Origin of the sequence: Burkholderia sp. D-99 (assembly GCF_011605345.1) — a bacterium.
Lineage (GTDB): Bacteria > Pseudomonadota > Gammaproteobacteria > Burkholderiales > Burkholderiaceae > Burkholderia.
This window is the reverse complement of record NZ_JAAOXM010000009.1, coordinates 1-13,250: the sequence shown is the minus strand read 5'-3', so window position 1 is coordinate 13,250 and position 13,250 is coordinate 1. Positions and strand designations below refer to the sequence as shown.

Genomic DNA, 13,250 nt, shown 5'->3' with positions numbered 1-13,250 from the left:
CAAAAAGCCGCATGGAGCGAACCATGCGGCTTTTTTTGCGTGCATCGCGGGCGGCTCGCCACCCGCGTGTGCAACCGGCGTCAGGCCGGTTTCTTCTTGGCACCGCCGAGCTTGCGCGTGATGTAGTACTGCTGTGCGATCGACAGCACGTTGTTCACGACGTAGTACAGCACGAGGCCGGCCGGGAAGAAGAAGAACATCACCGAGAACGCGATCGGCATGAACTTCATCATCTTCGCCTGGACGGGGTCCGGCGGGGTCGGGTTCAGGCTCGTCTGCACGTACATCGACACGGCCATCAGCACCGGCAGGATGAAGAACGGATCGCGCTGCGACAGGTCGTGAATCCACAGAACCCACGGCGCGCCGCGCATTTCGACCGAGGCCAGCAGCACCCAGTACAGCGAGATGAACACCGGGATCTGGATCACGACCGGCAGGCAGCCGCCGAACGGATTGACCTTCTCGGTCTTGTACAGCTCCATCAGCGCGGCGTTCATCTTCTGCGGATCGCTCTTGAAGCGTTCGCGCAGCGCCTGCATGCGCGGCGTGATTTCCTTCATGCGCGCCATCGACTTGTAGCTCGCAGCCGACAGCGGGAAGAACACTGCCTTGATCAGGATCGTGAGCAACACGATCGACCAGCCCCAGTTGCCGATGAAGCCATGGATCTTCTCGAGCAGCCAGAACAGCGGCTTCGCGATGATCGTCACCCAGCCGTAGTCCTTCACGAGTTCCAGGCCCGGCGCGATGCCTTCGAGCATGCGCTCTTCTTCCGGACCGGCGAACAGGCGTGCCTGCACGTCGGCCGACTGGCCCGGAGCAATGGCTGCGACCGGCTGCTTCACGCCGACGCGGTACAGCGTCGGATCGATCTTTTCAGCGTAGATGTCGCGCTTCACGCCCTGCTGCGGAATCCAGGCCGACGCGAAGTAGTGCTGCACCATCGCGACCCAGCCGTTGTCGGCGGAGGTCACGTAGTCGGCCTTGTTCTTGTCGAGGTCGCTGAAGTTGATCTTCTGGAAGTGCTTCGCATCCGTGTAGACCGCCGGCCCAAGGAACGTGTGCGAGAACATCGGCGTTTCGACGGCCGTGTTGTCGCGCACCAGCTCCATGTAGACCGTCGGCGTGACAGGCGCCGTGCCGACGTTGTCGATCTTGGTGTCGACACCGATCACGTAGCTGCCGCGCGTGAACGTGTAGGTCTTCACGACCTTCACGCCGCCCTTCACCGGCGATTCGAACGACAGCTTCAGCGCGTTCTGGTCACCCGTCATCGACGTCGAGCCCGCGTTCAGCTGCGTGTAGACGTCGTTGTGGTTCGGGAAATCGCCGCCGAGCAGGCCCGTGCGTGCGAGATACGTGTGGCCGGCCGTGTGGTCGAACAGCGTGATGTACAGGTCGGGCTGCTTGCCGTCGCCCTGCTTCTTCAGCGTCAGCTTGGCGAGCGTGCCGCCGCGCGTGTCGATTTCGCCGTCATACACGTCGGTCGAGAACTTCACGAGCTGCGCCTGGGCGGCCGGAGCAGTGGTCGACGGAGCGGCGCCGGCTGCGGCGGCAGGCACTTCACCTGCGGTCGTCGTCGTCGCGCCCGTGCCCGATGCACCGCCGGCAGCGGCCGCGGGGGCCGTTTGCGTGGCACTCGGGAAGAACATCGACGGGCGTCCATGGGACCGCTGCCAGTTGTCGTACAGCATGACAGCTGACATGAAGAAGATCACCCATAGGACGGTGCGTTTGATATCCATGCGTTGTCTCAGAGTCGATGGGACCGCGCGTCGGCTTCGCCGCTAGCGCGAGTGTCGGAGTTGGGCGGCGGGACGAGGTCGATGCCGCCCGCGGAAAACGGATGGCATCGGCACACGCGCCTGACGGCGAGATACGTGCCGCGCGCGGCGCCATGATACTGGATTGCCTCGCGCGCGTAATCCGAACAGGAAGGATAAAAACGGCAACGGTTGCCGAGCATCGGGCTCACGGCAACCTTGTAGAAGCGCAGCAAGGCGATCAATACCGTTTCCATACCTTGGGCGGCGCCGTTCGGCACCGCGTCAAAACCGGCCAGGCAGGCGCGAACGCCGCACCGGACACGGATGCGTCACTCGGACGCGGGCTTCGACGCCCGGCGGGCGATTTCCCGGACTGCCCTGTCGAGCAGTTCGCGGATTTCGGCCGCGCACATCGCCGCGAGCGGGGCGGAAGCCGCGCTCGGCAGCGCTTTCTTGTCGAAGCGCGTGTGCTGCCGCAGCAGCAGGTCGTAACCGGCGAATTCGGCCCGGCGCAAGCGAAACGCATCGCGCGCCAGCCGCTTCACGAGGTTACGTGTTACTGCACGCGGCGCAAACTTCTTGCCGACGACGAGCCCCAGACGCGCGGGCTGACCGGTCGGCTTGCCGTAAATCACGAAGTGCGCGGAGCGCCGCCACGGGCGCAAACGAAAAACGGATGAAAATTCATCCGTTTTCAGAAGTCGCGCAGCTTTCGGGAAGGCGGCTTTCGTCTGCGACGGATTCGCACCCGGCTCGACGGCACCTTCCGCAGGACTGCGGACGGCGGACACAGCGCGCAACCTGCCTTAGATGGCGAGGCGCTTGCGGCCCTTCGCGCGGCGAGCGTTGATGACCTTGCGGCCACCTGCCGTCTTCATACGGACACGGAAGCCATGGGTGCGCTTGCGGCGCGTCACGGACGGTTGGTAAGTACGTTTCATGATGTTCTCACTTGTTCGAGAATGTCGAAATTCAGGGGACCGCGTGCCCTTAACCGTAGGCATTCGGGCGAACGCAATCGCCGGGAATACAGGATTGGTTTTCGCGGAACCCGCTATTTAAACCGTTTTTCTCTTGACGGTCAATACTTTAGGAGTCGCTCGCCTGTGCCCGCCCCGGCCGATCCGACCCCGCGACCCACAATCACAGCCTGTGGATAAGTCCCGCTGTGGCCGCGTTTGGCGGTAGAATCTCGCCTTATCTCCAAGAATCCCGCACGCCGCTTCGGCTCGCGCCTGCCCGTCCAACACTGTGATGCAGGCGTCCGAAGCACGCTCGCACGACCGCTTCGGGCCTTGTTGCGCCACCGCGACAAGGGCGCCGGCGAGCCGCGCTGTGCACGCAAAAAACGACAGTTACTTGATGAACGATTTCTGGCAACACTGTTCCGCACTGCTGGAGCGCGAGCTGACGCCCCAGCAGTACGTGACGTGGATCAAACCCTTGGCCCCGGTGGCCTTCGATGCGTCGGCGAACACGCTGTCCATCGCCGCGCCGAACCGTTTCAAGCTGGACTGGGTCAAGAGCCAGTTTTCGGGACGGATCTCCGATCTGGCCCGAGATTTCTGGAATGCGCCGATCGAAGTCCAGTTCGTCCTCGATCCCAAGGCAGGCATGCGCAGCGCAGCGCCCGCGACCGGCGCCGCACCAGCTGCCCCGCGCGCGCCGCTGGCCCCGAGCGGCCCGGCCGCGACGGTCGCCGCGATCGCCGCCAACCTCGCCGCGAATGCCGCTGCTGCGCCGGCCAATGTGCCGATGGCGCCGTCTGCGGCCGCCGCGCACCACCTGAACGCCGACGACGCCGACATCGACCTGCCAAGCCTGCCCGCGCACGAAGCAGCCGCCGGCCGCCGTACGTGGCGACCGGGCTCGGGCGCCGCGCCCGCCGCCGGCGGTGAAGCCGATTCGATGTACGAACGTTCGAAGCTGAACCCCGTGCTCACGTTCGACAACTTCGTGACCGGTAAGGCGAACCAGCTCGCGCGCGCCGCCGCGATCCAGGTCGCGGACAACCCCGGCATCTCGTACAACCCGCTGTTCCTGTACGGCGGCGTCGGCCTCGGCAAGACCCACCTGATCCACGCCATCGGCAACCAGCTGCTGCTCGACAAGGCCGGCGCACGGATCCGCTACATCCATGCGGAACAGTACGTGTCCGACGTGGTGAAGGCGTACCAGCGCAAGGCGTTCGACGACTTCAAGCGCTACTACCACTCGCTCGACCTGCTGCTGATCGACGATATCCAGTTCTTCTCCGGCAAGTCGCGCACGCAAGAGGAATTCTTCTACGCGTTCGAGGCGCTCGTCGCGAACAAGGCGCAGGTGATCATCACCAGCGACACGTATCCGAAGGAAATCTCGGGCATCGACGATCGCCTGATCTCGCGCTTCGATTCGGGCCTCACCGTCGCGATCGAGCCGCCCGAGCTGGAAATGCGCGTTGCGATCCTGATGCGCAAGGCGCAGTCGGAAGGCGTGAACCTGTCGGAAGACGTCGCGTTCTTCGTCGCGAAGCACCTGCGCTCGAACGTGCGCGAGCTCGAAGGCGCGCTGCGCAAGATCCTCGCGTATTCGAAGTTCCACGGCCGCGAGATCTCGATCGAGCTGACCAAGGAAGCGCTGAAGGACCTGCTGACCGTGCAGAACCGGCAGATTTCGGTCGAGAACATCCAGAAGACCGTCGCCGACTTCTACAACATCAAGGTCGCCGACATGTATTCGAAGAAGCGCCCCGCGAACATCGCGCGGCCGCGGCAGATCGCGATGTACCTCGCGAAGGAACTCACGCAGAAGAGCCTGCCGGAAATCGGCGAGCTGTTCGGCGGGCGCGATCACACCACCGTGCTGCACGCGGTGCGCAAGATCGCCGACGAGCGCAGCAAGGACGCGCAGCTCAACCATGAGCTGCACGTGCTGGAACAGACGCTGAAGGGCTGAGCGCGAGGCGCGCTTGATAATTCGGCCTCCGCCCCAATTTAAGGGGGGCGGTTCGGTTTTGAGGCACAATACTGGTTTGACCGCCCCGGTGGTGGCGGGCCAAGAGCCCGGCCGGCGGGGCGCTGCGAGGCTGCTGCGCTGCAGGCCGTTACTCAACGAAGGAACTCTATGCAACTGGTCAAGACCGAACGAGACACCCTCCTCAGGCCGCTGCAAACGGTCAGCGGCATCGTCGAACGCCGCCATACGTTGCCGATCCTTGCCAACCTGCTGATCACCAAGAACGGCCCGGACGTTTCGTTCCTGTCGACCGACCTGGAGCTGCAGATCACCACGCGCGCCGATTTCGGCGTCGGCGGCGACCAGGTCGCGACCACCGTCGCGGCGCGCAAGCTGCTCGACATCCTGCGCGCGATGCCTGACGGCCAGGTCACGCTGTCGCTCGCCGACAAGCGCCTCACCGTTCAATCCGGCAAGAGCCGTTTCGCACTGCAGACGCTGGCGGCCGACGAGTTCCCGACCGTCGCGCAGGCGAAGGATTTCGGCGCGACCCTGACCGTCCCGCAGAAGTCGTTCCGCCAGCTGCTCGGCATGGTGCACTTCGCGATGGCGCAGCAGGACATCCGCTACTACCTGAACGGCATGCTGCTCGTCGTCGACGGCGACCAGCTGATGGCCGTGGCCACCGACGGCCACCGCCTCGCGTTCTCGTCGATGAAGCTCGAAGGCGGCACGTTCGGCCGCCAGGAAGTCATCGTGCCGCGCAAGACGATTCTCGAGCTGCAGCGCCTGCTCGAAGACATCGACGACACCGTCACCATCGACATCGCGCAAACCCAGGCCAAGTTCACGTTCGGCCAGGTCGAGCTCGTGTCGAAACTCGTCGAGGGCAAGTTCCCCGACTTCCAGCGCGTGATCCCGAAGGCGCACAAGAACACGTTCGAGATCGGCCGTGAAGAACTGCAGCGCTCGCTGCAGCGCGCGGCGATCCTGACCTCGGACAAGTTCAAGGGCGTGCGCTGCATCATCGCGCCGGGCCAGCTGAAGATCATGTCGACCAACGCCGATCAGGAAGAGGCGCAGGAAGAACTGGAAATCGCCTACCAGGGCGATACCGTCGACATCGGCTTCAACGTCACGTATCTGCTCGACGTGCTCGCGAACCTGAAGGTCGACACCGTGCAGGTGAGCCTCGGCGACGCCAGCTCGAGCGCGCTGATCACGGTGCCCGAGAACGAAGAGTTCAAGTATGTCGTGATGCCGATGCGCATCTGACGCGCACGACATCAAGACACACACCAGGGGGCGGCAAGCCCCTTTGGCGTTTTTATGGCGAACCGACAACCCGTCCTTTCGGTGCCTGACCGGCACCGTGGACGAGCCAGGAAACTGGAGCGGCCCGGCGATTTCTCGCTGAAACGCACCGCGCCGCCACTAGAGTGGCCTCGCAGAACCGGAAGATATCCATGAGTGAACAGCACAATACGCAACCCGATAACAGCAGCTACGGCGCCTCGTCGATCCAGATCCTCGAAGGTCTGGAAGCGGTGCGCAAGCGCCCCGGGATGTACATCGGCGACACGTCGGACGGCACCGGTCTGCATCACCTCGTGTTCGAGGTGCTCGACAACTCGATCGACGAAGCGCTGGCCGGGTACTGCAACGATATTCACGTGACGATTCACGCCGACAACTCGATTTCCGTGACCGACAACGGCCGCGGGATTCCGACCGACGTGAAGATGAACGACAAGCACGAGCCGAAGCGTAGCGCGGCTGAAATCGTGATGACGGAGCTGCATGCCGGCGGCAAGTTCGACCAGAACAGCTACAAGGTGTCCGGCGGCCTGCACGGCGTGGGCGTGTCGTGCGTGAACGCGCTGTCGAGCTGGCTGCGCCTCACCGTGCGCCGCGACGGCAAGAAGCGTTTCATGGAGTTCCACCGCGGCGTCGCGCAGGATCGCGTGCTCGATACGGTGGACGGCGTGGAAGTGTCGCCGATGCTGGTGACCGGCGATACCGAGAACCGCGGTACCGAAGTGCACTTCATGGCCGATCCGACCATTTTCGGCACGGTCGAGTATCACTACGACATCCTCGCGAAGCGGATGCGTGAACTCTCGTTCCTGAACAACGGCGTGCGGATTCGTCTCACGGACCTGCGCTCGGGCAAGGAAGACGATTTCGCGTTCGCCGGCGGTGTGAAGGGCTTCGTCGAGTACATCAACAAGACGAAGACCAACCTGCACCCGACGATTTTCTTCGCCACCGGCGAGAAAGATAACGTGGGCGTCGAAGTCGCGATGCAGTGGAACGACAGCTACAACGAAAACGTGCTGTGCTTCACGAACAACATTCCGCAGCGCGACGGCGGCACGCACCTGACCGGCCTGCGGGCCGCGATGACGCGCGTCATCAACAAGTACATCACCGACAACGAAATCGCGAAGAAGGCGAAGGTCGAAACGACCGGCGACGACATGCGCGAAGGGCTGTCGTGCGTGCTTTCCGTGAAGGTGCCGGAGCCGAAGTTCAGCTCGCAGACGAAGGACAAACTGGTGTCGTCCGAAGTGCGCGCGCCGGTTGAAGAAGTCGTGGCGAAGGCGCTGGAAGAGTTCCTGCTCGAAACGCCGATCGACGCGAAGATCATCTGCGGGAAGATTGTTGAAGCTGCGCGTGCTCGGGATGCGGCGCGGAAGGCGCGTGAGATGACGCGACGTAAGGGTGTGCTCGATGGCGTTGGTCTGCCGGGCAAGCTCGCGGACTGCCAGGAGAAAGACCCGGCGAAGTGCGAAATCTACATCGTCGAGGGTGACTCGGCAGGTGGCTCGGCGAAGCAAGGGCGTGACCGGAAGTTCCAGGCCATTCTGCCGCTGCGCGGCAAGGTGCTGAACGTCGAGAAGGCGCGTTACGACAAGCTGCTGTCGTCGGAGCAGATCGTCACGCTCGTGACGGCGCTTGGGTGCGGCATCGGCAAGGAAGACTACAACCTCGACAAGCTGCGCTATCACCGCATCATCATCATGACCGACGCGGACGTCGACGGTGCGCACATCCGGACGCTGCTGCTCACGTTCCTGTATCGCCAGATGCCGGACATGATCGAGCGCGGGTACGTGTATATCGCGCAGCCGCCGCTTTACAAGATCAAGGCGGGCAAGGACGAGCGGTATCTGAAGGATGACGTGGAGCTCAACGCGCACATGCTGCGGTTGGCGCTGCAAGGGTCGGAGTTGGTGCCGGGTGAGAATGCGGCCGTGATTTCCGGCGATGCGCTTGGGGAGCTGGCGCGGTCGTATCTGCTGTCGAGGAGCGTGATCGAGCGGTTGAGCCGGTTGTATGACCCGGCGGCGCTTGAGGCGATCATGGATGGTGTGGCGATCGATCTCTCCAACGAGGCTTCGACTGAGACTTCGGCGAAGGCGCTGCACACTGCGTTGCATGATGAAGCGCTGAAGAACGAAGTGCGCGTGGTGCCTTCGTATGATCCGGTTCGCGAACAGCGGTCGCTGCATGTCGAACGTACCCATCACGGCAATGTGCGGGTTTCGGTCATCGACCAGGAATTCCAGCACACGGCGGATTATCAGCAGCTCGTGGCCACCGCGAATACGTTCACGGGGCTTATTGGGGAAGGTGCGGTCATCAAGCGTGGTGAGCGCAGCATGGCCGTGAGCGACTTCAAGAGCGCGATGAAGTGGCTGCTGGCGGATGCCGAGCGGAACGTTTCGAAGCAGCGGTATAAGGGGCTGGGGGAGATGAACCCCGGGCAGCTGTGGGAAACGACGATGGATCCGACGGTGCGGCGACTGCTGCGTGTGCAGATCGAGGACGCGATTGCTGCGGACGGGATCTTTACTACGCTGATGGGGGATGATGTGGAGCCGCGTCGGGCGTTTATTGAGTCGAATGCGTTGAGGGCGGGGAATATTGATGTTTGAGGGGTAATCACACGGCTTCCCCAGCACGAGCTTTATAGACGTGCGGGCACGGTCAGTACATTGCAATAGCAATGCAAACGCCGGGAATTCGGCCCTCCTTCACCTCATAAAAATTTCCAATAAAAACAATGCACTACGTCTTGCGATGTAGTGCGTTGTTTTGCTTTCTGGCGCAGGTTTCTGCACATCGTATGTGGCAGATTTGTGGCGCCGAGCTATATCTCTATCTCACCTTTCAGCACTGGTAAAAAAGGCTGTCGTGATCTGCCCGCTGTTTTAGTCCGGATTGCAGTTAGAGTCTCATGTTAAAAACTGTTGCTTTGCATCGTGCGCTCGGGCGAACTGCACCGGCGTCAGATTGCCGAGTGAACTATGAGGCCGCTCGGTGTTGTACTCGATACGCCATTCCTCAATTAGCCGCTTGGCGTTGCGCGTTGAGACGAACCAGTGCTCGTTCAAGCATTCATCGCGGACCGCCCGTTGAAACTCTCGATATTGGCTTTCTCCACCGGCTTGCCAGACCGAATGAACGACAGCGTGACGTCGGCTTCGCAGGCCCATGCATCCAGCACCTTACCAGCGAACTCCGGCCCGTTGTCGACGGTGATGGATATGGGCAAGCCGCTCAGACTCGCAAGCCCGGCAGCGAAGTATCGACCTCAATGACCTAGCACTCACGCGTGTAGTCATCGACCACGTTCAGGCGTCGAAACCGCCGACCATAGGCCAGCCCGTCAGAGCCGAGTCCATCGACCAACTCTGATTCGGGCCCGTTGGTACCGGCAAGGATCTGCGTTCGACTGGCGTAATACGTTTACGTCGCCGCTTGCGCACGCTCAGTCCCGCCTTGCTGTACAGGCACCAGATGCGCTTGTGGTTGGCGAAGCAGCCATCCCTCTGCAACAGCACGTGAATCCATCGATAGCCGTCGCGGCGCTTCTGCGCGGCGATGTTCATCATCCGGCCAGTGAGCGCTTCGTCGTCAACTCAGCGGCGTGATTCGTAGTGGAACAGCGAGCGCGAAACCCCTACCAGCCCGCAAGCCCGGGTAGCACCCATGGTGCGTTCGGTCATCAATATTCGGACCGCTTCGCGCTTGGCCTGCGAGTTTGCTACTTTCGAGCCAGCAGGTCCTTAAGCGCGGCCTTCTCGAGCATCGATTGGGCCAACAGGCACTTGAGCTTGTGGTTCTCCTGCCCCAGCTTCTCCAGGCGCTGCGCTTCGGAGACCGTCACCCCGCCAAACTTCGCTTTCCAGTTGTAGTAGGGCGCTTCCGAGATGCCGTACTTGCGGCACAGCCCTGCCGGCTTCAGGCCAACCTCGGCTTCCTTCAGGATGCCTATGATTTGTTCTTCCGTGAATCGCTTTTTCATTGCCGTTCCTCGGTGGAACGGACTCTACACCGTCACCGCACGAAACGCGGGGAGCAGGTCAGTGTGCCCGAGATCAGTCGACCGCCCTTCAATCTGATGCGTTGAAGCAGGTGGGATGTTCGCGCGTCTACGAGGGCAAGGCAACCGTGGCGCGTCCGTAGCTTGAGGAGTGCGTGGCCGAAATGCGAGAGGGCAACCACCTCGGTGGTTTGGCAACTCGACCACATAGGACGCAGCCTACGTGGCCTCGTGCGCATCGTCACCGGCTGGCGAGCGCAACGGCTGCAACAACTCGCGTCAGACTACTCAAGATCGATGCAGTGGTGATCCGCGACACCCAACGCATCCGCATCCTGTTTGGCTTTCATCATCCTTTGCGCGACATCTTTCTGACTACTCCTCCGCGCTGGCTTCACCATAGCTCGCGCTCAGTGCGTCCCCGACACGCTGATGCATCGAGGGTAGGGGGAGGCATGCCAGAAACGCACCTTCAACGGCAAATATCATTTATTCCGCAGGCTTCTCATGCCAACTTTGGAGCAGCCAAACTCACGGTTTCTACGCGCGCTAAATGCTGAGCATCCCGCTCGTCGAATAGGCTGTGCACGTAGCCCCACATTAATACGAGAACGAGATGTGCTACTTATAGTCTGTCGACGGATAGTCATCACATCGGCAACCATTAATCCATGGGTGACATCAAAACACGTTTTGGCCGCAGGGTGCGAGCCTTGCGCCTGAAAGCAAATATCTCGCAGGAAGAGTTGGCCGAGAGGTGCGAGTTGCATCGAACTTACATCGGCGGCGTTGAGCGAGGAGAGAGAAATATTAGCCTCGTGAACATAGAGCGGATTGCGATCGCTCTTGGGGTGGAGATGTCAATCCTACTCCATAACAATAGCGATGACTAAATGACAACTCAACTAGAAAATGAATTCATCAACCATTTGCGCCACCATTTGGCTGGATGGCGGCAGAAGGTTCAAGGGGATTTTTCAAAGGAAAATTTTGAAACTGAACTCGCAGAACTAAATCGCGATCCAGTTTACCCAAGATTTTTCCTTAATACGCCAGGATACGTTAACATTCGCTTCATGGGAAGAGTTAGCATAAGCATTGGCCGCAGACTTGGCGAAATTTACGACAAAGTGCCAAGATTATTGGCCGCGGCTAGATATAATCTTTCACCAGAGCAAGTTGCGCCGAAGTTTGGCGGCCTAGAGTTGGATATTGGCTTATCTTTTAGCCAAATTTCGGTGGAGGATGCTGATTTTGTTGATTCAACGTGTGCCGTCCATTTACCAAAAACAACCATAGCAAACGGGATTGGCATTGAAATTCGATACAACTTTAATCCCAACGACAGTTCCCGTTTGAGGAAAGACGAAGATATGGCCTCAAAGGTAAAGGCGGCGGGATTGACGCCCGTTTATCTTGTCTTTAGCTCTATCAGTCCACGCGAGGAAGCCATAGCTAGACTGCAAAGAGCTGGTTGGAATTTTATCGTCGGGCAACCGGCCTTGGACTTCGCTACAGCTCTGTTGGGTTTGGACCTCTCCACAATTCTTGATCGTCCCGCGGTAAAAGCGGAAATTGAAAAAGAGGTAGGTGGAATGATGAGCGATATTAAGACATCTTACGCGTTCAAGCAATTCTGATTGATTAGGGTTTCCATGCGTAAACGATGGACTCATGGAGATCCTTGCCACTATTCCTCTTTCTGATTCGCTCTATCGAATCAATGCTGTATCCGAGGCCCATGAAAATCTTCGCAAGCAACACATCTGTTTCAACATACACCCCTTTCACTCGCGAGTTTCCGACAACGTACGCGCAACGAAGCCCGTTCTGAGGCAATCCTTCCATTGCCTTAATTTGATGGGCCAACAGATTAAAATACTTCATCACATAGTTGGCCATGAGATTGTCTTGCTCTCGAATCGCTTCGATCACCGGCGAGACGGATTCCTCAAAGAATTCAAAGTTCGAATCCACGCGTCCCTTGGCTAACATCGAAGTTGCTGTACCCCAGGTGCCGCCGATGGTTTTTTTGTCAAGATCCGATGCTTGTTTGGCGTTGGAAAAGAAGTCCAGCATGTAGAGGTGCGGCCGGGTGTTCCAAACGTAGCTATACCTATTCGGGTATGGGGGCGATGTAATCACACAGCTGATGGGTTTATCAATTTCAACGCCCTCAAGAGTTACTGAATTTGTGTGAAATATCTTAGCCTTACCGGGAGTGGCAATTTTTTGCGCCACTTCTAAATCACCGATCATCGTGTTGGCATGTCGCTGAAAGATGCCTTTCACGTCGATCAAGTCATCCTCTCGTTCGATAAAATGAAGCTGCAACTTTCCGAGAGTAACGTTTGTCAGTTCCGGAACAAGGACACCCGCGAAGGCTAGCATGAAGAATTCAACATTCCGCTCTGCCCGACACTGCTGACGAATCGACCTTTTCAATACAAGCAAGTCCCGCAAAACATCCTTTCGCCACCAACGCAAAGGGTTGTGGATCGGAGGTATTTCGAGCCCATTGTTGTTAAGGTCATCGAAGGAAATCTTTGAGACTTCATTTGTATAGTCTTGAAGAATTGCCTCAAGATCGCGCCGTAACGCATCTGTGTCAGGTGTCCAATCAATGCAAACCTTTCCAACCCAGTGCAGCAACGGATTGATTTCAAAGCCATATGAGCTGACACCGTTGAGTGCGCTTTCTATCAGCGTGGTACTCGCTCCGCTGAAGGGGTCAAGAACTATATCTGACGCTTGACACCCAAGCTTCGACATCATTTCCACGACCAATTCAGGACCAAAACTGGGTGTTAAACGAAACCAGCGATGGATGGATGCGCCGAGTCCGCCCTTGAATGTTGACTGCTTTACAGGAATGTGGTTGTAGGAGATCGTGTTTTCGACCATTGATAGCTTTCCAGTAGATGATGACTAAGAGTATCTCATGGATATGCTGCTATTGCCATGAGTCATGGACCGGTGCCCCTTGACTCGTCGTTCATCGAAATCTCGGCCCGTGCGGTGGATTTCATGCAGTGAAAATCCGCCGCCGAAATGCAAAAACCCCCGCCTTTCGGGCGGGGGTTCTTGGCTTAGGGAGCCTGACGATTACCTACTTTCACACGGGAATCCGCACTATCATCGGCGTAGAGTCGTTTCACGGTCCTGTTCGGGATGGGAAGGGGTGGGACCGACTCGCTATGGTCATCAGGCAA

10 protein-coding genes, 1 rRNA gene and 1 pseudogene are annotated in these 13,250 nt (G+C 59.4%); 5 read left to right on the top strand and 7 right to left on the bottom strand.

Annotated elements, in window-relative coordinates; genetic code table 11:
* Positions 1 to 80: 80 nt before the first annotated feature.
* The 4 genes from yidC to rpmH all read right to left on the bottom strand — a co-directional run bounded on the left by yidC (position 81) and on the right by rpmH (position 2,710).
* Entirely contained in the window at positions 81 to 1,748 is a 1,668-nt protein-coding gene (yidC, locus tag HAV18_RS27015; protein WP_166962267.1) for a membrane protein insertase YidC, read from the bottom strand.
* A gap of 8 nt (positions 1,749 to 1,756) precedes the next feature.
* Positions 1,757 to 2,023: a membrane protein insertion efficiency factor YidD gene (gene yidD / locus HAV18_RS27010; protein WP_059232865.1), complete on the bottom strand. Its 267-nt coding sequence runs from the start codon at positions 2,021 to 2,023 to the stop codon at positions 1,757 to 1,759.
* 75 nt (positions 2,024 to 2,098) lie between these two features.
* Positions 2,099 to 2,560 carry a ribonuclease P protein component gene (gene rnpA, locus HAV18_RS27005; RefSeq protein WP_166962264.1) on the bottom strand — a complete coding sequence of 154 codons (462 nt, stop codon included), beginning with the start codon at positions 2,558 to 2,560 and terminating at the stop codon, positions 2,099 to 2,101.
* 15 nt (positions 2,561 to 2,575) lie between these two features.
* Positions 2,576 to 2,710: a 50S ribosomal protein L34 gene (gene rpmH, locus HAV18_RS27000; protein WP_004198824.1), complete on the bottom strand. Its 135-nt coding sequence runs from the start codon at positions 2,708 to 2,710 to the stop codon at positions 2,576 to 2,578.
* Between the two features lie 421 nt (positions 2,711 to 3,131).
* Between rpmH and dnaA the strand changes: the two genes are divergently transcribed.
* From dnaA to gyrB, 3 genes are all read left to right on the top strand, one after another.
* Positions 3,132 to 4,706: a chromosomal replication initiator protein DnaA gene (dnaA, locus tag HAV18_RS26995; RefSeq protein ID WP_243771782.1), complete on the top strand. Its 1,575-nt coding sequence runs from the start codon at positions 3,132 to 3,134 to the stop codon at positions 4,704 to 4,706.
* Positions 4,707 to 4,874: 168 nt separating this feature from the next.
* On the top strand, positions 4,875 to 5,981 hold the full coding sequence (gene dnaN / locus HAV18_RS26990; RefSeq protein WP_006750113.1) for a DNA polymerase III subunit beta: 1,107 nt from the start codon (positions 4,875 to 4,877) through the stop codon (positions 5,979 to 5,981).
* A 191-nt stretch (positions 5,982 to 6,172) separates the two neighbouring features.
* Positions 6,173 to 8,647, top strand: a complete 2,475-nt coding sequence (gene gyrB, locus HAV18_RS26985) for a DNA topoisomerase (ATP-hydrolyzing) subunit B (RefSeq protein ID WP_166962259.1) — start codon at positions 6,173 to 6,175, stop codon at positions 8,645 to 8,647.
* Positions 8,648 to 8,947: 300 nt separating this feature from the next.
* Here the strand turns inward: gyrB and HAV18_RS26980 are convergent.
* Positions 8,948 to 10,020: pseudogene (locus HAV18_RS26980) on the bottom strand (IS3 family transposase).
* Between the two features lie 689 nt (positions 10,021 to 10,709).
* On the opposite strand from HAV18_RS26980, the gene HAV18_RS26975 reads away from it, so the two are divergent.
* Both HAV18_RS26975 and HAV18_RS26970 read left to right on the top strand, forming a co-directional pair.
* Positions 10,710 to 10,931 (top strand): helix-turn-helix domain-containing protein, encoded by a 222-nt coding sequence (locus tag HAV18_RS26975; RefSeq protein WP_166962256.1) that lies wholly within the window; start codon positions 10,710 to 10,712, stop codon positions 10,929 to 10,931.
* Complete coding sequence (locus HAV18_RS26970; protein WP_166962253.1) at positions 10,932 to 11,678, top strand: hypothetical protein; 747 nt, start codon at positions 10,932 to 10,934, stop codon at positions 11,676 to 11,678. It begins immediately after the preceding gene.
* 4 nt (positions 11,679 to 11,682) lie between these two features.
* Here the strand turns inward: HAV18_RS26970 and HAV18_RS26965 are convergent, their stop codons facing one another.
* The gene (locus HAV18_RS26965) at positions 11,683 to 12,942 is read right to left on the bottom strand and encodes a site-specific DNA-methyltransferase (RefSeq protein ID WP_166962250.1); all 1,260 of its coding nucleotides are present in this window, start codon (positions 12,940 to 12,942) and stop codon (positions 11,683 to 11,685) included.
* A gap of 192 nt (positions 12,943 to 13,134) precedes the next feature.
* Positions 13,135 to 13,247, bottom strand: a 5S ribosomal RNA gene (gene rrf / locus HAV18_RS26960).
* Between the last annotated feature and the right edge of the window lie 3 nt (positions 13,248 to 13,250).